Source organism: Botrimarina mediterranea, assembly GCF_007753265.1.
GTDB classification, from domain to species: domain Bacteria; phylum Planctomycetota; class Planctomycetia; order Pirellulales; family Lacipirellulaceae; genus Botrimarina; species Botrimarina mediterranea.
The window spans coordinates 4,215,306-4,242,167 of the sequence record NZ_CP036349.1 but is presented as its reverse complement, the minus strand read 5'-3'; the positions used below and the strand labels follow the sequence as shown (position 1 = coordinate 4,242,167).

Genomic DNA, 26,862 nt, shown 5'->3' with positions numbered 1-26,862 from the left:
AGACAGAGATGAAGACCGAACGGCCATTCCCGAGACCTACGGCCAAGGCATTCACGCTGGTGGAACTGCTGGTGGTGATCGCCATCATCGGCATCCTCGTCGCCCTGCTGCTCCCAGCCGTGCAAGCCGCGCGCGAGGCGGCCCGGCGAGCCCAGTGCACCAACCAGCTCAAGCAAGTGGCCTTGGCGTGGCAACTGCACCACGACACCCATGGATTTCTGCCCTCGGCAGGGTGGGGTTATCTGTGGACCGGCGACCCCGATAAAGGGTTCGGCGCCTCGCAACCGGGGAGTTGGGCGTACAGCAGCCTCCCTTTCATGGAAGAGTCCGCACTGCACGACATCGGCGCGGGGCTGACGGGCGCAGCGAAGATGGAGGCGCTTGGAACAACCCTGCAAACGCCGGTTGCTACCTTCTATTGCCCTAGTCGTCGCGCCCCAGCCGCGTACGCCAATCCTGACTCAGTGTATGGACCCGGGGCGAACCACAGTACGGCGGACAGCATCGCACGGATGGATTACGCCGCGAATCTGGGGCCAGAGATTCCAGTCAGCGGCTTCGGCCAGACGCCTCCGACATTCGGTCGTTACACCCAATGGAAATCAGGGCCGCAGAACGAAGCCGCTGCGGAAGCCGGCGACGGCTTCTATACATTCAATCCCCTCAAGTACTGCCACGGCATCTCGTTCCAACGGAGTGAGATCAACTTCCGTCAGATCACCGATGGCACGTCGAAGACGTACATGGTGGGCGAGAAGAACGTCAACCCGGACTACTACTTGGGCGGCGCCGGCACGGACTTCGGTTTAAAGGACATTGGCGACGATCAAGCCGCATGGGTCAGCGACGACCTCGATGGCAACCGCAACACCGAACTCCTTCCCCTACCCGATCAACCCGGAGTGCCGGCGCAGCTGGTCTTCGGCAGCGCCCACCCCGGCGTCTTTCAGATGTCGTTCTGTGATGGATCGGTTGCGAGCATGTCCTACTCGATTGAACAGACCGTCCACAACTCGTACGGCACGAGGAACGGCGATGAAGTCAACCTCGGTCAGTGAATCAGACCCTTCCAACGACCAAGCACGAAGCTAAGACCTATCCCATGCGATTCTACGATAATCTGCCGTGCGGCTTGATCCTGGCTCTGGCGGCCTTGCACCTCGGCTGCTCTTCTGGCCCGGGCCGTATCGCGCCGCCTAGCGTCAACGCCGGAGAGGCCGCCGCCTCCGCTGTCGAAGAGTTTGACGCCAATGGTGACGGCTTACTTCAGCGAGAGGAAGTCCGCGCGTCCCCCGCGCTGGTTCACGCCCTGGGAGTGTATGACGCCGACCACAACGGTGAACTGACGGTGGAGGAAGTCCAGGCCGGCATCAATCACTGGGCCGCCAGCCGTACCGGAGCGATGATGCTTCCCTTTCGGGTGTCACTCGACGGGCGTCCCGTAGCCGACGCCGAGGTGAAGCTCATACCGGTGAGTTTCTTGGAAGGATCGATCCTGCCGAACGTCGGCAAGGCCGACCAAAACGGCGCCGGCATGCTGGGGCTCGCCCCCGAAGACCGGCCGAGCAACGCCCCCTCTACTCCATTGGCGACGCCGGGTCTGTATCGAGTGGAGATCACCGATCCGAGCGGAAAGGTCCCCTCGCAGTACAACACCGAATCGACGCTGGGGATTGAGACTTTCGTCGCTTCTCGCAACCCAGCGGGGATTCACTGGGACCTGCAGTCAAAGAAGAAGTAGCGACCGCTGGCGGGATGACGGCGCCTTGGGGCAGACGCCGGTAATACGGAACGAGAGGTAAAACGCGGCTATGCAGACATATCGAAGCAATCGTCGATCGGCTTGTCAGGCTGGGCGGGTCACAAGGATTGAGCAACTCGAACAGCGTACCGTCCTCTCCGGGAGTGGACTCGTCGGGCAGTACTTCCACAACGAGGACTTTACCGGACTCGCCTACGAGCAGACCGAAGCTATCGACTTCGATTGGGGCAATGGCTCGCCAGCGCCGGGAGTCGCTTCCAGCACGTTTAGCGTGCGCTGGACGGGGCAGGTCGAGGCGCTGCATTCCGAGCAGTACACGTTCTACACGACCAGCAATCAGGGCGTGCGGCTGTGGGTCGATGGACAGCTGCTGATCGACAACTGGGAGCCGCACAACGCCGAGGTCGATTCGGCGACGATCACGCTCTCGGCGGGGGAGAAGTACGACATCCGTCTCGACTACTACGAACAGTTCGGCGCCGCCGAGATCCAGCTCGAGTGGTCAAGCCCAACGCAACAGCGCGAGATCGTCCCCGCCGCGCGGCTCTACGAGAGTCCCCAGGGCCTCTACGGACGGTACAGCGACGCTTTCGGTGGATCGGCGACCCGCGTTGATCCATCGATCGACTTCAACTGGGGGACCGGCCGCGCGCACCCGTCGGTGGCGGTCGATCAATTCAACATCAAATGGATAGGCCAGGTCCGTCCCGATCACAGCGAGGAGTACACGTTCTCGATCCTCAGCGACGAAGGCGTGCGGCTGTGGATCGGTGGCGAGCTGGTCATTGACGACTGGGAGCCCCACACCACGCAGACGGCCTCGGGGACCAAGATGCTCGAGGCCGGCAAGTGGTACGACATCCGGCTGGAGTACTATGATCGAACCGGCTTGGCCCAGGTGTCGCTCCGCTGGTCGGGGGAGGGCCAGACAGGGGGCGTCGCGCAGGTGGTCCCCCTCACAAACCTGCAAGCCGCTAAGGCCGCGGAGCTGACGTTCTCCAACCCGATCGGACCGGGGCAGGACCCCTACGTCACGCTGTGGAACGATAGTTATCTGCATGTCCGCTCGGCGGGCCGTTCGGTCTTCATCGAGAAGGCCAACGCCTTAGAGGATGTCCATTCGAGCAATCCAGCAAGCTCGACGGTCGTCGCCTGGACGGCGCCGCCCGGGACCGCTTATTCCGAACAGATCTGGGCGCCCGAGATCCACCACCTCAACGGCAAGTGGTACATCTATGTCGCGGCGTCGGACGGTGACAACGCCACCCACCGGATGTATGTCCTCGAGCGCGACGACCCCAACCCGATGGGAGCGTACGTCTTCCGCGGTCAGCTCGCGGCGGCCACCGATCGCTGGGCGATTGACGGGACCGTGCTTGATTGGGAGGGCCAACTCTACTTCATCTGGTCGGGGTGGCCCGGCACGACGGACGGGCAGCAGAACCTGTACATCGCGGAGATGTCAGACCCGCTCACCATCAGCGGCGAGCGTCACCTGATCGCCACCCCGGACTATGCGTGGGAAAGGCACGGGCTGGCGATCAACGAAGGTCCGCAGATTCTCACGCACAACGGCAAACTGCACATCATCTACTCGGGCAGCGCGTACTGGCGGCACGAGTATGCGCTCGGCAGGCTCACCTACGACGGCGTGGGATCGCTGCTCGATAGGGCTTCGTGGCAGAAATCGCCGACGCCCGTTTTCCAGCAGGCAGGCGACATCGTGGGAACAGGGCACGCCTCGTTCACGACGTCCCCCGATGGGACCCAGCACTGGATCGTCTACCACGCCCATCACGACGCGGACAACTTCCAAGACGACCGCGACATCTACCTACAACCATTCGACTTCAACGCGGCGGGGACGCCCGTCTTCGGCTCCCCGATCCCCGCCTCCGTTCCGCAAACGGTCCCCCACGGGACGGCCGACCCCGAACGCCCGTTTCTTGTCGGCGACTTTGACGCCAGCGGGGTTGTCGATCAAGCGGACTACGATGTCTGGCGGTTGAGTTACGGCCTGACAGTCGCTCCCGGAGTCGGCGCCGACGCCAACGGTAACGGCGTCATCGACGCCGGCGACTACACTGTCTGGCGCGATAGCGTGGGCGTCGTGCCTCCCGAACAAGACCCGACCGTCGCGTACTGGCGGCACGAAGAGCGGGCGGGTGGTCAACTCGTGGCTTCGGGCGCCAACTCGGTCCTCGACTCGTCCGGCGAGGGAAATCACATGCGGACGTTCGACCCCTCTTTCAGCGCGGCCAGCTACTCCACCGATGTGTCGCCTCTCGCCTTGAGGAGCGGCTTGCCGAACACCCGGTCGCTCGACTTCGGTCCCGGCGGCGACGGGGCAGGGCGGAACGATGATAACTACACCGAAGGCAAGCCAATCAACACCCAGGCCTTCGAGGCCCTGACGGTTGAGTTGGCGTTCCGGCTCGACGCGGTTGGTGGTTTTCAGTCGATCTTCGGCAAAGACGGGGCGCCGGTCAGCAGTCCTGTGGCGCCGCTGCAGATCAAGGTGCGTGGCGATAGCTTCCCGGGCGGCGTGGAGAATCAGCTGTTTGTCGAATGGATTGACGGCGACGGCGATGTCCATTTCTTGGCGAGTGGATTCCCGATCACGCCAGGAGACTGGAACCACCTCGCCTTTGTGTTGGAAGACGATTCCGCTCAGCTCTTTGTCGCGGGTGAGGCGGGCGCCTACGAGATTGTCGACGCCATTTACGGCGCCGACTTTAGCGGGCCCTCGGGCGAAGTGCTTTACGTCACCAATTCAAACTTCACGGTTGGCCGCGGAGCCTATAACGGCAATCCCGCCGACTGGGCCGACGCACGGATCGACGAGGTCCGTGTCAGCGACGCGGCGTTGTCGCCAACCGAGTTCCTCTTCCTGCCGAACCTCGCCCCGTCCGCAGCGCGGATGGTCGGCGATGTTTCGAGCACGCCATCCACCGCGGAACAAGAGATGCCGCGATTCCTGTTCGCCGCCACGACTCCCGAAGCGACATCGCCAGAATCCACTCGATCGGCGCCAGTACGCACCGAGAGTATTCATGCAGCCCTCCAGCTCTTGCTGCTGACCAGCGATGACGGCTTGGGAGATGAGGCGACTCTGGAGAGTACGGAGTATCGGACGCTGTCGGAGGAACAAACCGACGAGGCGGCGTACGATGCCGCACTCGCATTGCTCTGAGCGGGAGTGTCTTGCGCCTTCCGCCCGTTGGACCATGACGGCAGATCCGCCGAGCGGCGGGATTCAGAACCCCCCTACACGTCTCTGTATTAGCACAGATGCAGAAAGCTAGTGCGGGCTGCGCCGAAGCGTAGCAGCTTCCATGAGAGAGAGCCTGAGCCGTAGGCGCGGGCCCTCGGAGTAGAACTCGAGTCGCGCTGCACTCGGAGGGCTAGTGCCCACGGATCAGACACTGCGATAACGCGAAGCATGCTTTGATGCTTCGCTCCAGTGAAGTAAGTAGCGGCAAGGTGCGTGCTGTATTCGCACGGCCCCTAGCAAGCGTCGTAGCCCGAGCGGCGAGTAGCTAGGGCTGCAACGCCCATAAGGGAAGCCCACACCGCTAGAGAAAAGGGCTCGGGCAAATCGGCCGGAGGCCCAGGGGGCGTCGCGTATTGGATGATCTGGTCCTGCTTGCCGGGGTTCGTCAAGGCGACAAGCGATAGGGAGTCGTCCGCCGTGAGCGTCGCTAACTGTCCCAGCCAGTCGTTCGCCAAGTCGATGGCGTCGCGGATCGAGCCGCTACTGGGGTCTGCGTTGACGAAGAAGGAGCCCTCGCTTTGGCTCACATTCAAATCGGCCGCGAGCGGCGGATTCAGCATGTCGGTGACAGTGACATTGCTGAACTCGTGAACGATCTCCCAAACGGCAAATTGAAACGCAACGGCGCCAACGAGGTCAGAGCCTGTTGCATTGTCCCAGAAGTGATCAGCGAGGAGGTCGAGAGCGGCGGCGCGGGCCGACCCGAGCTTGTGGCCCGGCTTGCCCGAAATCCCCGGATCGACGGCGTCGGCGACAGCGCTCTTCTCGTAGACGTTCCAAGAACCAGAGACATACTGGCCCAGCTCAATACAGAAGGTCATGATGCTGTCGGGAGCAGCGTCGGCGCCATTGATCAGAGCGGGCGTTCCGGAATCGTTCTTAGCGTCCCAAGTCATCTGGCCAACGATGGCCGAGACGTTGTTGCCGTTGTAACGCAAAGCCACGGCACTCGAGCCGGGGCCTGGTTCGACTCCTGCGAACTTCAACTCAATGCTCGCCTTCGTCGCCGTAGCGCCGGAAAGGGCAATAGTGGCGAGAGAAAGGACAAATAGATTCGATGCGTGGCCGAACATGCTGACTCAAAGTTGTGAGAAGCTGATAGCTTAGACGCTTATCTAAACGGATCAGCCCGAGTGCCCTTCTGGTCCTCCAATAAAATAACTGGCAGGTTGGGCAAATCCTAGGGATTTGACCGAGTTTGAGTTTAGAATTAGAGAATAAGATTACCCCGATCGGGGGGGGCTTGAGGGGGGCTTTGGGTTGTCAAGCAAATCAAGAAAGCACGACTGGGCAGCCTGGGGTGTCCTCGTGGCACTGTTGTTCGCGCCGGCATTGAGTCACGAGTCCTTGGCGGGAAAGGTCCTGGTGCTCGGCGACGACTGGATGCTTTCCGATTACGCGTTCGACATCGACCCCAATGGCACGGGTCTACTAGCGAGCGGCCTTGCCGATTTTTTGGTAGGCGAAGCTCCAGCAAGCTTTCTGGTAGTGTCCGACACGTTGCCAGAGATCCCCTTTGGGCCTCGGGGTCTCCTTGGTAACGAGCTGGCTCAGTGGATGGGCGACCATGGACATTCATGGACCATCGATCCCCTTGCCGACCTCGATTTCGCAAACCTAGCGTCTTACGACGCCCTGATGCTGGGGGGCCAAGTTGCCAGCGGTGAGGCGAACGCCATTGCCTTGCAAAAGTACGTGCTTGCTGGCGGGAGTGTGCTGCTCGTGGGGGGAACCGGCGACTTCGGCAGCGCCCAGAACGAGGCGGACGCATGGGCGCCTTTTCTTAGCCGCTTTGGGCTGTCACTGGGCAACGAGCTGCTCGCCGCCGACCCGGGAGCGTTGACCCAGCTTCCCGTCCAAGTTGAGACGGAGATTCTACCCCCCGCCCTCGCATCAGTCGTCTGGGGCCAAGGTCAGCTTGCAGTGGCGGATGTCCCTTCGAACCCTCGAACAAGCGTCTTTCTCCAGGGCGACTTTGCGGGCCTTGGAGGCGTGTCACAGGCAACGCTGAATGACGTCGGGGTCGCCTACGATTCTCCCTTCCTGCCGGGTGATTTCAATGATGACGGGAGGGTCGATGCCGCGGACTACACCTCGTGGCGAGACTCGCAAGGAACGACGGCCCTCCTCGCCGGTGACGCAACACCCAACTCCATCGACGCCGCTGACTACGAAACTTGGCGTCTGAACTATGGTCGGACCGCCCCAATGGCGCTTACAGCCGCCACCACCGTCCCTGAGCCGTGCACCACAGGACTTGTGGCGATGTCAGCGATCCTCTGCTGGAGTCTGGCGTTCCACCGGACCTGAGCAGCGTAGCAGCGATTGTTCTGCAGCCTGTTAGAGGCATCCAACGCCAGCCGCACTAAACGAAACGCGGGCGGTCCTACCCATCCCGAACTCCCATGACGTGAGTCTCAGGTACTTGGAGCAGGCCTGAAGAAGCTGAGGCCTCATGAGACGGTTGTGCGGGTCGTGACGAAAGCGATAGACGAGGCCTGGCGACGACGCCGAGCCTCGTCCTGTCTCTATGGCGTAGGGTTGGGAGGCTCCTCTCAATTTGGCGCCACTCGCAACCGTGTGGCGGTGTCGGATGGATTTTCTCGCCGTTAGGATGCTCCTCGCCGACCGCGGCAAGCTCGTCACGGCTCTGGTCGGGGTTGTCTTCGCTGTCGTGTTGGTGAACGTCCAAGGGGGACTTTTCATCGGGCTGATCCGGAAGGCAAGCCTCTTAGTGGATCAGGGGGGCGCCGACATTTGGGTTGGTCATCTCAAGATGAATAACGTGGATTTTCCGCACGATATTCCTCGACGCTGGGTTCACCGTATCCGGTCGATCGAAGGGGTCGAATACGCCGAGCCCTACATTGTCGGCCACTCCGTTATGACCTTGCCCAGCGGCGGGTTCGAGCAAGTGCTCGTTGTCGGTGGTGACAGTAAGACTCTGCTCGGGACGCCGGGGAGCGTCGTGGCCGGCAGTCCGCAATCGATCAGGACGCCCGATGGCGTCTTCCTCGACATCGGCGACCTTCACAAAGTTGAGAATCCTGCGATCGGCGACCTCCGTGAGATAGGGGGGAAAAGGGCGCGGGTTGTTGGGCTTACCGAGGGCATCCTTGGTTTTCTTGTAACGCCCTACGTCTTTACGACGATCGACCGCGCCACCGCCTTCTTGAGCAAGCCCAGCGACCGGGCTTCTTACTTCTTGGTCAAGCTAAAAGACTCGGCCGATGTCGAAGCGGTGCGACGAGATATCGAAGCTCGTTTGCCCGACGCCACGACGATGACCGGGCAGGAATACGGCCGCGCGTCCATCGACTACTGGTTGCGGCGGACAGGCATCGGAATGAGCTTCGGCGCCGCGACGGGCCTCGGGCTCATTGTCGGCCTCGTCGTGGTGGGCCAAACCCTTTATGCATCGGTCCTCGACCGCGTCCAGGAGTACGCCACCCTCAAGGCGATTGGCGCCACAGAGGCGCAGGTCCGAACCGTGATCCTCACCCAAGCCGTCTTGCTGGCCCTACTCGGATCAGCAATCGGCCTAGTGGCGGTTGGAGGCGTGCAAGCGATGGCCAGTACTCCCCGGGCGCCGATCGCGGTTCCCTGGTCTGTGAGCGTCGCCAGCTGCGTCCTGGTCACGGCGATCTGCCTGGTCGCATCGCTTGCCCCCTACCTCCGATTGCGACGAGTCGATCCGGCTATCGTCCTCCAATAGCAGCGGCGCCCGTCGCGATAACCGTATGCCTACGACAACAGAACACACATCGAGTGACGCGTCGACCAACACCTTGAGCCCGGCAGTTGTTGTCCGTGGGGTAACGAAGTCGTTCGCACGTGGTGATGTCGTCACCAACGTTCTAAAGTCGGTCGATCTGACGATCGAACAAGGCGAATGCCTGTTCTTGCTGGGCCCTTCGGGCAGCGGTAAGACGACACTTATGTCGATCATCGGCTGCCTGCTCACTCCCGACACGGGGACGGTAAAAGTCCTCGGTCGCGACATACCGGCGTTGACGTTGAGTGAGCGTGCGGACTTGAGGCGTAGAGAGGTCGGCTTCGTCTTTCAACGATTCAATCTGATTCGCGGCCTGACCGCCGCTGAGAACGTCGGGGCCCCGTTGCGTCTGGACGGCGTTTCGGAGCGGGACGCCCGTCGCCGCGCCGTCGAACTCTTGGAGCGAGTGGGGCTTGGCGATCGGGCCAACGAGTCACCCGAAAGGATGAGTGTGGGGCAATGCCAACGGGTTGCCGTAGCCCGGGCGCTTGTCGCCGACCCGCAAATCGTGCTTGCCGACGAACCAACCGCCTCTCTCGACGCCCAGTCGGGTCAGCAAGCGATGCGGCTCCTGCGGGAGCTAACGGTTGAAGCGGGTAAGACGCTCGTGGTCGTCACACACGATCACCGCATCGTCCCGGCTGGCGTCTCGGTGGATCGTATCGTTGCCATGGATAGTGGGCGGCTCGTCGAGTCTCCCTCGTGACGCCCTGGCCCAAGCCGCCGAGACCGGACTCCCGTAAACATGGCTCGGTTCGTATTTCTAACAACCGTCCTGACGGCGATCGTCGCGGCGTCCGCGGTGATCGACTACCGCTCGCAAGGGGTCGAGCCGCCGCTTTCCGACATCGCAGCAATGCCTTCGAAGATTGCGGCGCCAGGAGTTGTTGAAGGAGCGACCGAGGAAATGGGCCTCCGACCCGAGGTCGCGGGCGTCTTGGTCGAGTTGCTAGTCGCCATTGGCGATCGGGTTCAGAAGGATCAACCGCTGCTGCGACTAGACGATCGTGAAGCACGGCTGCGGGTAGAGTCGGCCCGGGCCGACCTCGCATCGGCGGTCGCCCAACGCGATCGCCTCATCAACGGCGCCCGGGTGCAAGAGCGGGACGAAGCCCGCGCCCTCGTGAGGTCGGCGGCGGCCCGGTTGCTGCAAGCCGAGTCGTCTCTGGGACGCGTCGAGCACTTGGAGCGTGAAGCGGCGGTGACCGAGCAGGAAGCCGATGACGCCCGGTCGGACGTCGATTCGTTGCGGGCAGAGTTGGCGGCGGCTGAAGCGCGGTTGGCACAATTGGAGGCGCCAGCCCGCGAAGACGAGGTCCGCCTTGCCGACGCCCGCATCGCTTCTGCCCAAGCGGCGGTCGACTATGCAGAGCTATCGCATCAAAAGACAACCGTCCGGTCGCCGTGCGACGCTCAGGTGCTCGATTTCAATGCGGAGTTGGGCGAGTTGATCGGTCCGACCAGCCCGACGTCAACCGTTGTCTTGGCCGACACCAGCCGCCTACGAGTCCGCGCATTCGTTGAAGAACTCGACGCGCCGCGCGTGATGTTGGGCGCGCCCGTGACCATCACCGCCGATGGCCTCCCCGAGCATACCTACGAAGGCCGGGTCGTCTCGCTCAGCCCCCGTATGGCGGCAAAAACCCTGACGACCGGCCGACCCAACGAGCTACACGACACCAAGACCCGCGAAGTGATGGTGGAGGTCCGAGGTGGGGCGGGGCTGATTGTGGGGCTTCGGGTGGATGTGTCGATTTCAACTCTCTCCGAGTGAAGGATCGGAGCGGTTAGCCGCGTCGTCGCGGCGTTAGTCGACAGCGCTGACCTAGGTTAGTTGAGGTGAAGACCCCAACCCCTACACGGCGCCTGGAGATTGACGAGTATGTCCTCGACGACACTAGAGTTAGACGCAAGCGAGCTTATCCAGGACATCGCTCCAGAAGAGGCGGCTCGTTTCTATAGCGTCTTTGGTGGGCACATCTTCTTTCAAACGCTGCGTGCTGCGGCAGCGTTCGACTTGTTCACGCTGCTGTCGAACAATGGTCCTATGACGCGATCGCAGATCGCGAGCGCCCTGGGGGTTGAAGAGCAACCGACGCGTGTCCTGTTGTTGCCGCTTACCGTGTCGGGGATCCTCGAAAAGCAAGGCGACACCTACACGAATAGCCGGCTGGCTGAGCAACTGCTCGTCGCCGGATCGCCGCACAGCGTGCTGGCTTACATAGAGCTACAGCACCGCGTTATGTACCGTGGGCTCACCCGACTGTACGAGTCTTTGGCGGAGAATCGCAACGCCGGTCTCGACGAGTTTGAAGGCGACGAGCCGACTCTCTACCAGCGCCTAGCGCACGACCCAAGCACCGAAGAGGTTTTCCAGGACGCCATGCAGGAGCTCTCGCTCCAATCGAATCGGTGTCTAGCGAACGGAGTCGACTTCTCGGGTGTCCGTCATGTGGTAGACGTTGGCGGCGGTGACGGCACAAACGCGATTGCGTTGGCGTCGCGCTGGCCAGACCTGCGAGTCACGGTCTTCGACTCGCCAACGGTCTGCAAGATCGCCGAGCAAAACATCCGTGAGAAGGGATTGTCGAGCCGGATCAGCACGCACTCGGGAGATTGCTTCCGGTCCGATTTCCCGACCGACGCCGATTGCTTCTTGTTCTCTCACTTCTTCACCATCTGGAGCCCGCAGAAGGACCGCTTCCTCCTCCAGAAGGCCTTCGACGCGTTGCCGGAAGGCGGTCGTGTCGTGCTGTTCAACATGATGCAGGAGGACGACGAGTCGTCCTCCTGGGCCGCCGCGGTGGGGTCGCCCTACTTCCAGGCGATCGCGACCGGCGAAGGCATGCTCTACACCTGGAGCGAGTACGAGGAGTGGATGGGCTCAGTCGGATTTACCGGCATCGAGCGGCTGCGACTACCTCGTGACCACGGCGCCATCAGCGGTGTTAAGGACAGCGCGGTTCAGAGGTCGTGATGATTGCTATCGACGATCCTGTGCAGACCGATGGGACCGCGCAGACCGATGGGACTGGGCAGCTAGGGGGATCGACGCAGGGGGATCGAACCTCCATCGCCGATGCCTTTCAGGAATGGTCCACCGCGATCGGCTCGCAGCACGTTGACGCCAGCGAAGCGGTCTGTCGTCAGTACGGCCGTTCAACGTCCCCGTGGCGTCAGGCGCCGATCGGCGTGCTGTCTCCCGGTACAGCCGACGAAGTCCAAGCGGTTGTCCGGATTGCCGCGAAAAACCGCGTTGCTGTTTATCCGGTAAGCGGCGGCAAGAACTGGGGTTTGGGAGACGCCTGCCCGACAGGACCCGGGCAGGTGGTTGTCCACCTTCGGCGATTGAACCGTATCCGAGAGGTCAACGAAGAACTCGGCTATGCCGTCGTCGAAGCGGGCGTCACCCAGGGGCGGCTCTACGAGCACCTGCGTGAGAACTACCCCGACCTGATGATGGACGCGACCGGAGCCGGTCCGAACGCGACGATCGTTGGCAACATAATGGAGCGCGGGTTCGGCCACTCGCCGCTGGGGGATCGGTTCCACAACTCCTGCAACTACGAGGTCGTGCTGTCTAATGGCGAATTGATCCGCACCGGGTTTGGGGCGTTTGAAAACGCCACGACGGCTCATCTGTTAAAGGCGGGTCTCGGGCCTTCACGAGACGGGCTCTTTACACAGTCCAACCTTGGCGTTGTGACGTCGATGACGGTCTGGTTGATGCCGCGCCCCGAACGCGTCGAGGCATTCGCGTTTAAGGTAGACGACGACGCTCGACTCGGGGCAATCATCGACGCGTTGCGGCCGCTCCGCCTGCAGGGAACACTTACGAGCACGATTCACATCGCGAACGACCTGCGGCTCATCTCCAGCAAGACAACTTACCCGTACGACGAGACGGGCGGGCAGACGCCACTAACGCGCGAGAAACGCCAGGAGCTACGCCAACGCTACCAGGTCGGGGCGTGGAACGTGTTGGGAGGGGTCTACGGGTCCCATGCCATTGTTCGCGCGACGCGTGACGCGGTGCGAAAGGCCCTACGTGGTGTTGCGACGCCGCGATTCGTGAATGACGGTCGCTTAGCGCTGGCCAAGCGAGCCTTGGCGATCTCAAGCCGCGTAGGCATCGGTCGTGGCTTCGCCGAGCAGGTGGGCTGTATTGAATCCGCCTACGAGTTGCTGAAGGGCAAGCCCGTCGCCGAGCACCTGCGGGGGGCGGCATGGCGGCGCCGCGAGTCTATCAAATCAGACGCATCGCAAGACCCGCTCGACCGTGGCGATGGCTTGGTATGGCTCAGCCCGACGCTGCCGATGACAGGTGAGCACGCCGTGGCGTGGGAGAAGATCGCCACCGAAACGCTCGAGTCGCATGGCTTCGAACCGTTGATGACCTTTGTTTCCATCAGCGGTCGGGCGATGTGCGCCCCGACAACGATCTGTTACGACCGCACTGATGTAACACAAACACAGCAGGCGCAACGTTGTTATAAACAGCTCTTCGATCGGGCGATGAAGGCGGGTTACACACCGTACCGACTGGGAACGCAGTCGATGGGAGACGCCGGACTTTCGAGCAAGGCTTCCGGCGACGCTGCACCATCGGCTCCATCGCCGAGCGTTCTTGCTCCAGGACGCTACGCCCCGCTGTGAGGCCGCTGCATCACCAGCGGGGACGTGCCCGAGCGGCGGCTGGGCGCTACCACGTCCGCGGGGTAATCGCAGCGAAGGCGACCCTTCCGCAGAGTGGTGTGGGTGGTGCTTTCCAGTTACGCCACGAAGTATGGCCATAAACACGTGTTCAGAGCCCCGTAGAGGGCCGCTACACGCCTCCTTAGGCTCGCCTCAGGGTTTCTTAAGCCCTCGGTCCGAACGCAGCAGGCGGCGTTCTGTGGGCTTCTGGGGGGTACTCCGACGGGGGTTGGTTGGCCAATCAAAAAGGGCAGGGAACCCTAAGGTTCCCTGCCCCAATTCGTCAGTAAGTGAAGTGACTAGCCGCTCGGACTAAGCACGCTTCCGGCGACCGGCACACAGACCGAAGGCGCCACTGGCCAGGAGGCCCCAGACAGCAAAGGTTGTGGGCTCGGGTACCTGCGCTAAACTCGCGAAGGATGTCTGAGTGATTTGAAACTGGTAAGTGCCTGGGTTCAGAGAAATCGTCTCTGAAGTAAAAGTTTGGTTAACCTGAGGGCCTGAGATGGAGGAGCCTGGGCTAATGATAGAAATCAGATTGTCGTTCAACGCACCGATGCCGAGGGTGCCGTCAGCTGCTGAGCCGTAATTGAAAGGGGTACCCGTAGTAGAGGTCCCATTGATGGTAATCGAGTAACCGCTGCTGGCAGATGCGACGAACGGTATAATTCCCGTATTAGTGACATCCATCTCTAGCAACGCGTCGAAGCTGAATGTGAGAGTAATTGGCGCTGTGACACGAATGGATTGCACCTGTAACTGCTCAAAAGAAGAGGTCGCTCCGGCCAATGGCAAGGTGTCATCGGCACCTATGCTAGCCATAGTTGTTACTGATGCGCCCCCTGGGCTAAGGATGGTGCCACTACCGTCAGAATCTGCAAAAATATAGGGAGTGCCAACAGTTCCATGGGACGGGAACGCGTTATCAGCGACTAGGGTCCCAAACGAAGAGATTGTGCCGTCCAGAGTTGTACCAAAAGTAGTCACGAGTCCTGGAGTGACGGTGTCCATCTCAACGTCGAAAATCCAACTCTCGTTGGGACCGCCCAAAGGGGTTATAGCTCCTGGGTTGCTGGCATTGACGGTGAAACCAGAGATGGAAAGTTTGGACGTTGCTTCGATCGCAGCGAGTGTCGTTCCGGAGATCAGGCTGCACGCTACAGCGGCAGCTAGAGTTAGGATTCGGGCGTACATCGTATTGTTACCTTAAGAAGCTGGGAGGAATTTTGAGAAACAGCCGCATGACTGGGCAGTACAAAGCAGACTAGTAGCCGCCAAGTCATCTGTGCGGTTGCCAAGTGCAGCTGAGCCATGACACCGGCATAAAACAGCGATGCATAACCCGTGAGCTCAAACCCGCGGTGGTCTCAGCAATTCCATCCCAGGGGCCTCCGGCAGGAAGAGCGAACGCTCAGCGGCGTAGCGCTCGACCGGGGCGTCGTCCGCGAGGAGTGGCTCGGAAGCGGCGTAGGGGGCGAGCCCCACACCATTGCCAGAGCCTGCGGACGTTGAAGAAGTGGACGTGGTCGAGCCGCCGGACGAGCCGGCATCAAGACTCAGCGTCGCAAACTGTTTTTGATCCGTCCGGCTGGGAACAGGTAGGTCTTCAGCTGGGCACGAAGGCGACTCGTCGGCAGCGGCCCCTCGGGAGGCCCGCTTCGAGGAAGGAGCTGCCATCGACTGATCGGCGTCGGCAAGCTTCTCAAGCGCCACATCGATCTGGTCCGCCGTGAGCGGGACGCCAAATTCAACGCCAAACTCGGCATCGGACGCCGGCGCCAGAATACTGGCTCGGAGGTCAGCGCAACCAAACGCCGCGCAGAACGCCACCAGAATCAACGCAGATCGCGTTGCTCGGTGAGGCTCGGCTGGGTTGCTTTGGCGCGTCATCTAAGTCGCTGGATGAGATCGTCGTGTGTGCACAAGGCAACTCCTGCCCGGGGCACATCACGCGGCATTGTCGTGGATTGCCGCAACGCATGCAAGCATAAAAAGCCGGAAATTCTGTCGGACAGTCTGCCCTCCCGAAATCAAAGCAAGCGTGGCGATCATCCAGGCTTGGGCAACCGGCAGGCGTTCCAGATTCCGCGCACCCTACGGATCGCCTCTGACCACCCGTGTGGGCGCGGACGCAGGTCCGTTACGGCGAAGTGTCCCAAGGAGGTGGGGGTAGGGGAGGATATGGTCGCTGCTAGGCCTTTCGCACTAGTCGAGAAACTCTGGGGAGGGGGGTCGGGCTGGCTGCGCTAGGTTTGACGGTGCGGTTCCGAGCACCTTCGTCGTTTCAAGGTTTCTTTGCAGATAAATCGCTTGCGGGTACCCCCCTCGTAGGTATCATCAGCACGACAAGTTCAAGCGTGATTTGGCGCAAAATTGCTTCTCACCTTGCGCATTTCGACCCTTCGGGTCACCTTCGCATCATGAAGATCAACATCTGGAAGAGCGGCATCAACTTACGAAGGGCTGTGTCGAGTCTACCTAGTCGCGTCCAAGCGGACGTGCCCGGAGCCTGATTCGCAGGCTGGGACGCTCGTACGCAAAGGGGGCCGGAATGAACTCACAAGCAGACCGCCTGGACAATGTCGCCTCCAGTTTAGCTGGGCCGCGAGATGCTTCGCGATTCCTTTACCCTGTGGACCTTCTCGATCGGGATCGCTCTGCGTCGGAGCAATTGGAGTCAAGTTGCGAAGCTCGTATCACGCGGTTCGTAGGACCCGTGTCCGACGAAGACGAGGCAGCCGCTCCGCATGAGGCCGGCTCCAGCGCCGAGTTCTGCGAAAGATCGAGTGAGATTGAGGGGCGGGGGTGGTGGCTCGTCTACACAAAGAGCAGGCAGGAGAAGAGGCTATCGCAACAGCTTTCCGAGATGCGCGTCCCTCATTACTTGCCCGTGCATAAGCGGGAGGCGATTACGCGGGGACGAGTCCGCTCGGTCGAGGAGCCGCTCTTTTCCGGCTATCTCTTCTTGTACGTGGATGACACGCAGAGGCGAGAAGCGCTGACTACCAATCGAATTAGCGTGACCTATCCGGTAAGCGACGGAGATCGGCTTCGCAATGAGCTCAAGCAGATCGCCCGAGCGATCGGAGTCGGAGCCCGACTTACGCTCGAAGCACAGATCGAGCCAGGCGACTGGGTGCGAGTGCGTTCCGGGGTCTACGAAGGTTTAGAGGGAGTCGTTCTGAGGCGGAAGAACAAATCAAAGCTGCAATTGTCGGTCAACTTCCTGAAGCAGGGGGCCTCACTAGAGCTGCCCGACTGCTTATTGGAGGTGATCGATCCCCCCCAGATCGACGACTCACCGGCGGTCGAAATCGTCGGCCGGAGAGGCCTGTGAAGGCTCTCGAGCGTTGATGAAATCGTTGCCGGCCGGCAGCGATCAGGCGAGAAGAGGCTAGGCGCCGAATTGCTTCGGAGCAGACGCCTCAATATATAGCCGCCCTTTCGAGGGCAAAAGCCGCTCGGACGCGGAACGTTTGCGACAAAGCGCGCAATCGACGAGAACGGAGTGTGCGCAAAATTGCTCGCTAAAGAATTAGGCAACCGCTGAAGTGAATAGCTCCAACCTACCTAGCTCCGAGATTGGTCGCACCAGCGATAGTGGTGCATGGCGTACCAGTGTGCTAGCCACGCTGGTAGTTCTCGCCATAGCGGTGGTCTGGTCGTATTGGCCCGCTCTGGTTGATATGGTCAGGGCGTGGAATAGCAATCCGGACTATTCACACGGGTATCTCGTACTGCCGATTGCCGTCTACTTTCTTTGGGCACGGAGAAACGCCATCGCGTCCGAAGTTATCGCGCCTAGTTGGGCTGGGATCGCGCTGCTGGGGGGCATTGTCGCCATTCGCTACTTCTCTGCTAAGTACTATTTAGGCCCCGTCGATTCCTGGACTTTTCCGTTATCAATTGCCGGGATAGTCCTTGCCATTGGCGGTTGGAGGTGCCTCCGCTGGAGTTTGCCGAGCATCGCGTTTCTCTACTTCATGATTCCAATTCCCTACTCAGCCGAGACTTGGCTGAGCGTTCCGCTGCAAGCCGTTGCGACGAAGTTGGCCACCGAGTCTCTGCTTCTACTCGGGCAACCTGCGATTGCTGAAGGGAATGTTATCTGGATCGAAGACCACCCTCTCATGGTGGCCGAAGCGTGCTCAGGACTCCGGATCCTCGTAGGCATCAGCGCGTTGGCGTTCGCCTTCGTCTTGTTCTCTAGCTGGTCGTGGTGGCAGAAGGCGATGGTCTTAGTCGCTACGGTTCCCGTTGCATTGGCGGCCAATGCGGCTCGGATCGTCGTCACTGGACTATTGCATCGGCTGGTGTCGGGCGAGGTTGCAAAGCAGTTCAGTCACGACATGGCGGGGCTCGTCATGATTCCTTTCGCGGCATTGTTGTTTTTTGGATTGCTGGTCTACGTGGAAGCGTTATTTCCTCGAGTGCAGACGATTTCACCAAGTGCGGTTGTGAGATCGTCTGGATCGGATCGCTGAGCGATGTTGCATCAAGGCTTACAACGGATCGACGCATGAGCGACCATACAAAAACTGACGAAACCCAACTCCCGATACGGCGAGTGGACAACGGCATCGTGAAGCACGACGCATATCACCGTCACCCCCGCCCAGTGAACAATAGCGGTCCGGCGCCGTCTCACTTCACGCCCAAGTTTCTACTCTGGGTTTTTTCACGCTCGTGGAAGGTCGTTGTTCCGGTTGGAGTTCTCCTTGCAGCCGCAACTGCCGCCGTCCTCTTGTACACTTACGTTCCCCAGTTCGCTGCGTCGGGTTTAATCAAGATTGAGGACATTCAGCCATACGTTGCTTTCCAGCAGGCCGCCGTTGGGAGCAATAACGGAAGCTTTATACGAACGCAGATCGAATTGATGCGGAGTCCCGTTGTTCTGCGAGAGGTGCTCTCCGATCAGCGGGTAGGAGCTGCGTCTCACTTGAATAAGACGCCAGACCGATTGAGTCACCTCCGAAAAAATCTCCAGATAAAACAGGTTGGTGGGTCAGAGCTTTACGAGGTCTCATACTCGGCGCCCTCGCCGCAAGAGGCAAGCGATGTCGTTGGAGCGGTGATACAGCAGTATTTTGCCCGTCAGTCCGATGAGGGCTATCGTCGTGTCCAGCGCGTCGTCGATCTCCTTGAAAAAGAGCGGACGCGACGACAACTGGAAGTCGAACGACTCCAGACCTACGTGATTGATTTGTCTCGGGAGGTTACCGGCAAGGACCCGTTCGGGCAGAACGTTGTTGACGTCGAGAAGGCGATCAGCCCTCTGGCTTCACTACATCAACAGCTGACCGAGATCGAAGTCCGCATCGAGATATTGAAGGCAGAGCTTCAGTCAATCGAAGAGACCCCGATCGTCACGCAGACCCATGAGGACCGTACCGGGTCGATCGACCTTGAAGTGTCGATGCATGCCGAGGTGCGTCAACGGGAGCAAGCCATTCTTGCCCTTGAGTCCCAGATGCGGCAGATTCAGCAACTCACCAAACAGTGGCGGGAGAATGGTTCATATAAGTCGCTGTCTGATGCTCGTAAGCACGCAAGAACGGAACTAACGGAATTCAAAGCCGCGCTGCGTGAACAGCTCTTAGCGGCTCGGGAGTCAGATCGCCAAGTCGGCGGTCAATCGGTCGCCGATCACAAACGAGAAGAGTTGGCTTCACTCGAAATCCAAGAGCGCACGCTCCGGAGAAGATTCGAAAAGGAACTTGCAAACGTTCAGGAGGGGGGAGGCAAGGGGGCGGAACTCGAGTTCGCAAAGGCGGAGCTCGCGCGGGAGGAGAAGGTATTTGAGTTGATCGCCGCGAGGAAGCTTGCCCTTCAGACAGAGTCGAAGGCGCCCGCTCGAGTGGAAGTCGTCGATGAAGTGACTGCTTCCCCGGTCCCGTTGGAAGCTGCCCCATGGAAGAAGCTTGTTCTTGCGTGCGGGCTAGCGATGGCTGCCCCATTCGGTTTGGCGGTGCTACGCGAGGCGTCGCTACGCCGCGTCTCTGATGCCGAACAGCTCTTCGAGGACACTCGTCTTCGGATCCTGGGAGAGATCTCCACTTTCCCGACTCGCCGTGTAGCGGCCAACCCACGACAGATTCCTCGTAAGCTTCGCAAGGAGATGTTCGCCTTCGCGGAGTCGATCGACGCGCTGCGGATGAGCCTGACATTCTCAGCCGACTCCGAACAGCAGCGGATTGTTGCGATCACGAGCGCCAATTCGGGTGAAGGCAAATCAAGCGTGTCGGTCGCGCTCGGCATGAGCTTCGCAAATGCGACGCGACGGCGAACACTCATCATCGACGGCGATATGCGTGACCCTAGTGTGACCGACCTGCTCGACGTGCCGGCCGGTCCCGGCCTGTGCGAGGTCCTAGGGGGAAAGCTCTCGCTGAACGAAGCGATCCAGCCCGTTCCTGCTACGGAGCACTTGTTTGTGCTTCGCGCAGGTTCGTGTGCCGGTGCGCCTCACCATCTGGCGCAGCCGCAGCGCTTGCAAAAGCTAGTGGAGGCACTTCGCGGAGATTTCCGAACAATCGTAATTGATACGCCCCCTGTCCTCGGCGCCAGCGAGGCACTTTCGTTGTGCCGATCGGCCGACATGACCGTCGTCTGCGCCCGCCGAGGTGTGAGCCGAATCCGGCAGATTAAGATCGCCAGCGAGAAGCTTGAGAACGCAGGGGTCTCCATAGTGGGTTCTGTGTTGAGTGGAGTTCCTCCCCGCGGCTATGGCTACGCTTACGCCTACGGGTATGGATACCGCGACGACACTCAGGAACAGATCGAGTCGGACGATGCGGGAAGACGTTGATCTACCCTCTAGGTCAAGAGTAGACACCATTAGCAGGCGGCAGTTTTACCTGAAGTGAGCGAGAACAAGCCAAACCAATCGACGCATCGAGCGGGGGCCGCGAAGGCGTCTCGATCAAGCGCCGTGTCCGAGCATCGCGTCGTCAATTTTTCACTCTTGGGTGTCTCCGCCATCGTTCTGCTGGCGGTTATTGCTGCAGGTTATTTCCTGCGAGGACACCAGCAACAGCGACTCTCGAAATACTTGGCCAGCAGGTCCCAGCAGCTTGCCGACGCTGGCGATTGGCGAAAGGCGAAGTTCTATCAACAGAGGTATTTGCAGGCGCATCCTCAAGACTTCCAAGCGAGGGTTCGTCTTGTTGAGATTGCGAGCGAACTTTCTTCCAGCCGCGAAGATGTGGACTACCTGCTGCGACTGCTGTACGAGACGATCGGCTTGTCGGGCGAGGGATCGTCCGAAACGGTTGTCGGGATGCGAACTCTGCTCGCCGAGAAGTTACTTGTCGTTGGCGACTACCAAGCCGCCATCCGGGAGTCTCAGCGAGTTCTCGACTCGAAGAGTTCGGAGCATCAGCCGTCTGCCCGGCGAGTCCTTGCGTTGGCGAGTTGCAACAGTGTTCCAGCGCGGGGTGTTGTGTCCGAGGTCGAGCGTCGCGAACGATTCGGCAAAGTTCTCCCGCAAGTCCTCGAAGCACTGGCGTCGAATTCGAAGGACGTCACTCTGGCGCAGACTGCCGCGGAGATCTACCGAACTTACCCACTCCTGGCGCCCTCGCCCGGACCGAGTGCTGCTGAGCTTGCCGATAAGATAATCGATGATCTCGTGGCGAGTTCTGCGGGCGACGCCGACGCCTTGTTGGCCCGGTATCGCTACCGCAAGCGTTACCTTCTCCCCAAGGCCGAAGACGACTTGCAGGCAGCGCTCGCGGCTTCACCAGAACATTTCGAGGCAAATCTCTTAACGGGCTTAGAGTATGCCGCAACGAAGGATGATGCCGAATCCGTCGGGAACGCTAAACGCCACTTTGAAGCCGCTGTTCGTTCGAAGCCGACCGACGAGCGTGGTTACCTTGCGCTGTCGCAACTCCTGTGGCGATCAGGAGAGCGTAGCGCTGCCATTGAAACGCTGGAGTCGGCGTCCCGTCAGCTGCCTCCCACCGTCTTAGCGACGAGGTTTCTGTTGGCAGACTATCTGTTGGCTGAAGGGGAACACGAGAAATCGGGCGAGGTTGTCGTCGCTCTGAAATCGCAAGTAGAGAACCAGCTTGCTCGCTTCCCGGTGCAATCGCGAGGTCAACTCACCAACCGTGTGCGTCTCCTAGAAGCGCGTCTCGACGCGGCGAGAGGCGACATCGCTTCGGCAATCTCATTGTTTAGCGCTGTAGCCGATTCGCCGGAGAATGAGACCGGCAGCACCGCGTCAACCGAGGTAAGCCGTCAGGCGAGGCTTGGCGCGTCTCAGTTGCTCGCGACAGTTGGACACTGGGACCAGGCCGGTCAGGAGCTGGCTCGACTTGCTGACCGCCTTGCCGTGGAGATCCAGTCCGCTGACGCCCAGAAGGGAAATGCCGAGTCGCTTACCGATCCCGGGGCTGTCGAGGGCGAATACCGCCGTGCACGGCTTCAAGCAGCCGAAGCATTCCTCCGGTCAGGGCAGCCCCAAGAAGCACGCTCTCAGATCGATATGTTGGGGAAGATTGGATCGCTTCCAGTGGACGCGATCGAGCTTCGACTGGTTGTCGAGCTCGCACTGCAACTGGATCTGCAACCTCAGAATCGTCGGTGGGACGAATTCGCCTACCTACTAGAGCGAGCTCGGAGCCTGCAGCCAGAGAGTGAGCGGGTTTACTTCGCCGAACTGCAGCAGGCAGTTGCAGTCCACCTGTCAAATGACTCATCAGCCAGACTAGCCGATGTGATTGCCAGCGGCGAGAAGCGGTTTGACAAGAGCCCCGGTTACTGGCGCGCAGCCATGAGTGCCTACCTGCGGGTTGATGACGTGCAGGGCGCGGAGCGATCGGTAGCTCGATTCTTGGATGTTGAACCAGACCCGATGCGTAAGGCCGAAGTAAAAGTTTCGTATCTCGTCCTCACGAATCGGCTTGAAGAAGCGAGTGCTTGGCTCTCGGAGCAGATCGCTCAAAGTCAGGACCCACAAAAGCGATCGTTGCGTCGTCTAGAAGTGCAGGTTCTCTCACAGTTTCCAGACAAGTCTGACGCACTATCCAAAGCTGTCGCCTTGGCGGAAGCACCCGAGGGCAATAAGGAAGAGGTCGTGCTCGCTCTAGAGTTGGCCGCTTCCCAGCAAGAATGGGAGTTAGCCGAGAGATTAGAGGCGCGGCTCGCCGAGCAAAGGATGATTTCGCCCTCGGATGTCGACTTCTACCGGGCGGTGCGACTGATTGGCACTTACGAGAAACTCACTCAGGGCCAGCGCGAAGAACTCTCGAAGATCGTATCGAGGCAACGTTCCGAGAGGCCAGGGTGGCGAAAAGGGGCAGCACTTGCAGCGCAGTACGCGGAGGTTCGAGGTGACGTCAACGGTGCTATCCAGGCTTACGAACTAGCCGTTACTCTCGGCGACCGCCGCCCTGAGGTACTCGAGCGACTGACCCTGCATCTTTACCGTACGGGTGAGTACGACCGTGCTCAGCAAGTCATCGATCGACTCTATTCGGGCGACGGCGACCTCTCCGTCGGCGCCGAGTCACTCGCCATCTCGACCGCCGTAAAGAGGCAGCGGATCGAAGACGCGCTCGTTATCGCCCGCAGGTCAGTGGAAGCCCACCGAAACGAGGTGGAACGACGGCTGTGGCTCTACAACGTCTTGTTGGCTGCCGAGAATCCGACCGAGGCTGCCTCGGTATTGGAAGAAGCCCGGGAGGATTTCCCCGATGACGAATTGGTTTGGAACGCCCAATTCATGCATCACCTGAGAGGCGGACTGCACGAGGCCGCCCGTGAGTTGTTGAGTCAGCTCCCACCTTCGATCGCCAAGGATGACTACCGTCGAAGCCTAACCATCGCAAGAGGGAGCGAGCAACTTGGAGACCTCGCCGAAGCGGAAAGGAGCTACGCTGCGGCCCTGGAGATCCGGCCTGACGATTTGGATGTCCGCTTGAGTTACGCCAACCTCTTGGTCCGCAAGAATCCGCAGGCCGCCAAGGAGCAGTTCGAGAGGATCCTCACGGGAGATCCTAAGAATGCCGACGCGCGAAGGAAGCTCGCCGCCCTTCTTGCATCGAGCGGCGCGGTTACCGACTGGGGGAAGATCGACTCGCTCCTCGCCGACGCCGGCAGTGGCGGTGAAATCGCCGACCGAAGATTGCGGGCAGTCTTGCTGACCCGTCGCGGCCGAAATGTGCAGGAACGCGCCTCGAATTGTGAGCTTGCGAGGCGGATTCTGACTGGAGTCGTCGAAGACTCGGGAGCAACTCCTGAGGACATTGACTACCTGCTTCTTGCGGGAGCCTACGAGCAAGAGGGGATGTTCAAGCGAGAAGTTACCTACTTCGAGTCTGCACGGAACCAATTGCGGCGTCTTCTTGAGCGTACTGACGCGTCGGATAAGTACGAGAATTTGTACCTCACCTATCTTCTGCGCACCGCGGATGAATTGGCGAAGATCCCTCAGGCGGAAGGGGCACGACAGGTATTCCTTCGGGACGCCAGCGGTCGATTGGAAGACCTTGAGCGACGTCTCACCGCGCGTGGTGATGCTGTTGACTTGTCCGCGAGACAGGCACTGATCGCCCACCAGACGCGGCTCCTACGGTCAGAAGGTCGGATTGACGAAGCGCTTGAGAAACTCGCCGCCTACGCCGATAGATTCGTCGATACGGCGGAAGACCCTGGCGCGAAGGCGCGCTTGGTTCTCGGGCTTGCCTCGCTTTATTCCTTGCTGGAAGCATACGAACTTGCGGAGCCTCGATACCGGGAGCTGATGGAATTAGCTCCAGGAGCGAGACTGCTTCTTTCGCAGTCTTTGGTGAGACAGGGCAAGTCTGCCGACGCAGTGAATCTCTTTTTGGAGCAAGATACCAAGGACCTGTCGCCCAAGAGTGCAGCAGTGCTCGCCGGGATCCTTGCGAGCGATCAAGCCGAGAGTGAGCAGTATGAACGGGCTTGGCCGGCTATCTCGGGGGCTATAGAGCAGCATGGCGACGATGTTGAATTACTCATGTCGGTCGCCGTCCTTCATGTGACGCGAGGCGATGAGGATGAGGCCATTCGCTTGTTTCGACGGGTTATTGAAGTGGCGCCGGACCACACACTTGCTCTGAATAATCTGGCGACGCTGCTTGGCGAGCGAGAGAGCGATCGCGCGGAAGCCCTACAGGTCGTCGGGCGAGCCATTAAGGTGGCCGGACGGAACGCCGCGCTGCTCGACACGCAAGGGACGATCCAGCTGAGGGTTGGCGCCGTCTCCGAGGCCATCGCCTCTCTTGAGGAGTCGGTCGCCTCCGTGGATGTCGATCCCCGGTACTACTTCCACCTATCGGCTGCCTACCTGCGGAGCGGTCGAACGGCCGACGCCGCTAATGCGTTCAAGGAAGCGAAGCGTCGTGGCATCGCAGACGCGGTGCTGACGGCAGCCGATCAAGTTCTGATGCAGGAGATCAAAGCGAGTCTTGATGTATCTCGAACCGTTTCTCGTAAGGCTTCTTGACGGGTGAAACAACTCACAGCAAACCAATCTGTCGCAAGGTTTTCCGTCGCGGTTGCCGCCCTGGCGCTGCTTTCAGTCGCGTTGGGAGGCCTGGTCCATGGTCGCCTTTCTCACCGCTGGGGTGAGCCTGCTGATCTCGTGGCGGCAGCCGAGGTGCTCAACGATTTTCCTGAGCAGTTCGGCGACTGGCGACTGGCGACAAAAGAATCGATGGATGACAGTGTGGTCGAGACTCTGCAATGCGCAGGTTACCTAAGCCGCGCCTATACAAATTCTGCAACCGCGGAGTCGGTTCGTGTAGCCGTCATCGTCGGCCCACCCGGCCCCACGGCGGTCCATACTCCCGAGATTTGCTATTCCAGCCGCACATACAACCTTGAGAAGCGTCCCGAGTCCGAAAAAATCGGAAATGAGCAAGACGGCGACACATTCTGGTCAGTTAAGTTCCGTTCCAAAGAAGCGGGAGGCGGTGAATTGAATGTTTACTACGCCTGGGCGTCTGACGGAGTTTGGCGAGCTTCCGAATCGCCTCGATATGAGTACGGCGGTCTCCCCTTCCTTTACAAGATTCAAGTGGCGGGTGCGCCGTCACCGTTCGGGGTGAGGCAGGAAGAGGACTTGTGCAAGAGGTTCTTGCAAGACCTCTTGCGGAGTGGATGGCGGGTGGGGCCAAAAGTCGGCAATGAAGTTTAGGAATCACGTCATGAGATCATCTGGAATGTCTGCAACACTCGAGCTTGAGACGTTCGCGAAGGACTCGGACTGCGAGCCTTTGGAGCAATTCGCACCGTCAAGCTATCTCAGGAGAAAGCGACTTCCTGTGAGGCTGGTCGGGATTGTGTTAGGGGTGTGTCTTGCGCCACTAATAGCGATGTTAATCGTCGCCGTTCGGCTAACCTCCCGCGGTCCCGGATTGTATTGGCAGCGCCGAGTCGGCCTCCATGGCCGGGAGTTCACCATTTATAAATTGAGGTCAATGCGCCAGGATGCAGAGTCACTCAGCGGCCCTGTATGGGCTCGTAAAGGAGACAGCCGCATCACGCCGATTGGCGGGTTTTTGCGATGGTCGCATCTTGACGAACTGCCACAGATCATCAATGTCATTCGCGGAGAGATGTGCTTTGTGGGGCCCCGTCCCGAACGTCCGGAGATCATTGACGAAATCATCGAGGAAGTTGATGGCTACTTGGATCGCCATGAGGCGATGCCCGGCATTACCGGCGTCGCGCAAGTTAACCTGCCTCCCGATGAGAATGTCTACTGTGTAAGGCGCAAAGTTGCCGCAGACAAGTACTACATTGAGAACGCAAGTCTGTGGCTCGACATTCGTCTCATGCTCGCCACCTTCCTGCGGATTGCCGGGATACGTTATCACTACGGCGCCCGCCTCTTAGGCGTCACACTTCCCGTTGAAGTACTCAAGCTGGAAGCGTCTCTTGAGGATAACGCTTTGTCAGAGCTGGAGAGTGATTTTAGGCCGGGCGTCTTGCCTGCTTCGGCCGAAGAGACCCATGTCGATCTCATCGGCGCTGAAACGCTCGTCGCGCCTGCATGGAACCGCAGCGTTGAAAGTGCGGTGTCCTCCAGCGCTAGACCAAATGCGCCTCGTTAGTGTGGTGAGCTTAACGCTGTCGCACGGGACGAATAGCGTTGCTTGAAGCGGGGTGTTCTCCGCCGAATCTCACGGATGAGGAGTTGCCTCACCGTCATGGTGGCTTGATGAGTTGTTGCATTGGAGTTGGATTGCAGGCGATCGCGGTGCCATTGATGTCCAATAGTCGGACGCATTCACAAGTCATGGAAGACGGTTTCTACATTGATATCGCAGTTGACGTCTTCGCGAGCCGTGGCTCATTTGCGAAGAATGCCCTCGCACACAG

The 26,862-nt window shown here is 60.1% G+C and carries 18 protein-coding genes; 15 read left to right on the top strand and 3 right to left on the bottom strand.

All coding sequences use genetic code 11. From position 1 onward, the window contains the following. Positions 1-8 precede the first annotated feature (8 nt). The 3 genes from Spa11_RS16315 (at position 9) to Spa11_RS16305 (ending at position 4,955) form a co-directional block, all read left to right on the top strand. Entirely contained in the window at positions 9-1,058 is a 1,050-nt protein-coding gene (locus Spa11_RS16315; protein ID WP_197529970.1) for a DUF1559 family PulG-like putative transporter, read from the top strand. A gap of 44 nt (positions 1,059-1,102) precedes the next feature. Continuing rightward, positions 1,103-1,741, top strand: coding sequence for an EF-hand domain-containing protein (locus Spa11_RS16310; protein ID WP_145114172.1), 639 nt, complete (start codon positions 1,103-1,105; stop codon positions 1,739-1,741). 70 nt (positions 1,742-1,811) lie between these two features. Continuing rightward, positions 1,812-4,955 carry a PA14 domain-containing protein gene (locus Spa11_RS16305; protein WP_145114170.1) on the top strand — a complete coding sequence of 1,048 codons (3,144 nt, stop codon included), beginning with the start codon at positions 1,812-1,814 and terminating at the stop codon, positions 4,953-4,955. Positions 4,956-5,269: 314 nt separating this feature from the next. Here Spa11_RS16305 and Spa11_RS16300 read toward each other — a convergent pair whose 3' ends face one another. Beyond that, entirely contained in the window at positions 5,270-6,109 is an 840-nt protein-coding gene (locus tag Spa11_RS16300; RefSeq protein ID WP_145114168.1) for a hypothetical protein, read from the bottom strand. Positions 6,110-6,344: 235 nt separating this feature from the next. On the opposite strand from Spa11_RS16300, the gene Spa11_RS16295 reads away from it, so the two are divergent. The 6 genes from Spa11_RS16295 (at position 6,345) to Spa11_RS16270 (ending at position 13,467) form a co-directional block, all read left to right on the top strand. Next, on the top strand, positions 6,345-7,346 hold the full coding sequence (locus tag Spa11_RS16295) for a hypothetical protein (protein ID WP_145114165.1): 1,002 nt from the start codon (positions 6,345-6,347) through the stop codon (positions 7,344-7,346). A gap of 283 nt (positions 7,347-7,629) precedes the next feature. Next, positions 7,630-8,751, top strand: a complete 1,122-nt coding sequence (locus Spa11_RS16290) for an ABC transporter permease (RefSeq protein WP_145114163.1) — start codon at positions 7,630-7,632, stop codon at positions 8,749-8,751. 25 nt (positions 8,752-8,776) lie between these two features. After that, positions 8,777-9,517, top strand: coding sequence for an ABC transporter ATP-binding protein (locus tag Spa11_RS16285; RefSeq protein WP_145114161.1), 741 nt, complete (start codon positions 8,777-8,779; stop codon positions 9,515-9,517). A 39-nt stretch (positions 9,518-9,556) separates the two neighbouring features. Then, positions 9,557-10,585, top strand: coding sequence for an HlyD family secretion protein (locus Spa11_RS16280; protein WP_145114159.1), 1,029 nt, complete (start codon positions 9,557-9,559; stop codon positions 10,583-10,585). Between the two features lie 108 nt (positions 10,586-10,693). After that, complete coding sequence (locus Spa11_RS16275) at positions 10,694-11,788, top strand: methyltransferase (protein WP_145114157.1); 1,095 nt, start codon at positions 10,694-10,696, stop codon at positions 11,786-11,788. Beyond that, the gene (locus tag Spa11_RS16270) at positions 11,788-13,467 is read left to right on the top strand and encodes an FAD-binding oxidoreductase (RefSeq protein ID WP_145114155.1); all 1,680 of its coding nucleotides are present in this window, start codon (positions 11,788-11,790) and stop codon (positions 13,465-13,467) included. Before Spa11_RS16275 ends, Spa11_RS16270 begins: the two co-directional genes overlap by 1 nt. 351 nt (positions 13,468-13,818) lie before the next feature. On the opposite strand, the gene Spa11_RS16265 is transcribed toward Spa11_RS16270, so the two are convergent. Further along, positions 13,819-14,700, bottom strand: a complete 882-nt coding sequence (locus tag Spa11_RS16265) for a hypothetical protein (RefSeq protein ID WP_145114153.1) — start codon at positions 14,698-14,700, stop codon at positions 13,819-13,821. Between the two features lie 156 nt (positions 14,701-14,856). Further along, positions 14,857-15,396, bottom strand: a complete 540-nt coding sequence (locus Spa11_RS16260) for a hypothetical protein (protein WP_145114151.1) — start codon at positions 15,394-15,396, stop codon at positions 14,857-14,859. Positions 15,397-16,222: 826 nt separating this feature from the next. Between Spa11_RS16260 and Spa11_RS16255 the strand changes: the two genes are divergently transcribed. From Spa11_RS16255 to Spa11_RS16230, 6 genes are all read left to right on the top strand, one after another. Further along, a complete protein-coding gene (locus tag Spa11_RS16255) occupies positions 16,223-16,843 on the top strand; it encodes a transcription termination/antitermination NusG family protein (protein ID WP_197529453.1) in 621 nt (206 codons plus the stop codon). 283 nt (positions 16,844-17,126) lie between these two features. Then, positions 17,127-17,990 carry an exosortase/archaeosortase family protein gene (locus Spa11_RS16250; RefSeq protein WP_145114147.1) on the top strand — a complete coding sequence of 288 codons (864 nt, stop codon included), beginning with the start codon at positions 17,127-17,129 and terminating at the stop codon, positions 17,988-17,990. Positions 17,991-18,025: 35 nt separating this feature from the next. After that, complete coding sequence (locus Spa11_RS16245) at positions 18,026-20,314, top strand: polysaccharide biosynthesis tyrosine autokinase (protein WP_145114145.1); 2,289 nt, start codon at positions 18,026-18,028, stop codon at positions 20,312-20,314. Between the two features lie 123 nt (positions 20,315-20,437). Continuing rightward, on the top strand, positions 20,438-24,982 hold the full coding sequence (locus Spa11_RS16240; protein WP_145114143.1) for a tetratricopeptide repeat protein: 4,545 nt from the start codon (positions 20,438-20,440) through the stop codon (positions 24,980-24,982). A 3-nt stretch (positions 24,983-24,985) separates the two neighbouring features. Beyond that, a complete protein-coding gene (locus tag Spa11_RS16235) occupies positions 24,986-25,675 on the top strand; it encodes an exosortase-associated EpsI family protein (protein ID WP_145114141.1) in 690 nt (229 codons plus the stop codon). Next, a complete protein-coding gene (locus Spa11_RS16230; protein WP_145114139.1) occupies positions 25,665-26,594 on the top strand; it encodes a sugar transferase in 930 nt (309 codons plus the stop codon). The genes Spa11_RS16235 and Spa11_RS16230 overlap by 11 nt, the downstream gene beginning before the upstream one ends. The last annotated feature ends 268 nt before the right edge of the window (positions 26,595-26,862 follow it).

Coding starts and splice junctions, on each gene's coding strand:
- Spa11_RS16315 (WP_197529970.1), top strand. CDS start 9: ATGAAGACCGAACGGCCATTCCCGAGACCTACGGCCAAGGCATTCACG.
- Spa11_RS16310 (WP_145114172.1), top strand. CDS start 1,103: ATGCGATTCTACGATAATCTGCCGTGCGGCTTGATCCTGGCTCTGGCG.
- Spa11_RS16305 (WP_145114170.1), top strand. CDS start 1,812: ATGCAGACATATCGAAGCAATCGTCGATCGGCTTGTCAGGCTGGGCGG.
- Spa11_RS16300 (WP_145114168.1), bottom strand. CDS start 6,109: ATGTTCGGCCACGCATCGAATCTATTTGTCCTTTCTCTCGCCACTATT.
- Spa11_RS16290 (WP_145114163.1), top strand. CDS start 7,630: ATGGATTTTCTCGCCGTTAGGATGCTCCTCGCCGACCGCGGCAAGCTC.
- Spa11_RS16285 (WP_145114161.1), top strand. CDS start 8,777: ATGCCTACGACAACAGAACACACATCGAGTGACGCGTCGACCAACACC.
- Spa11_RS16280 (WP_145114159.1), top strand. CDS start 9,557: ATGGCTCGGTTCGTATTTCTAACAACCGTCCTGACGGCGATCGTCGCG.
- Spa11_RS16275 (WP_145114157.1), top strand. CDS start 10,694: ATGTCCTCGACGACACTAGAGTTAGACGCAAGCGAGCTTATCCAGGAC.
- Spa11_RS16270 (WP_145114155.1), top strand. CDS start 11,788: ATGATTGCTATCGACGATCCTGTGCAGACCGATGGGACCGCGCAGACC.
- Spa11_RS16265 (WP_145114153.1), bottom strand. CDS start 14,700: ATGTACGCCCGAATCCTAACTCTAGCTGCCGCTGTAGCGTGCAGCCTG.
- Spa11_RS16260 (WP_145114151.1), bottom strand. CDS start 15,396: ATGACGCGCCAAAGCAACCCAGCCGAGCCTCACCGAGCAACGCGATCT.
- Spa11_RS16245 (WP_145114145.1), top strand. CDS start 18,026: ATGAGCGACCATACAAAAACTGACGAAACCCAACTCCCGATACGGCGA.
- Spa11_RS16230 (WP_145114139.1), top strand. CDS start 25,665: ATGAAGTTTAGGAATCACGTCATGAGATCATCTGGAATGTCTGCAACA.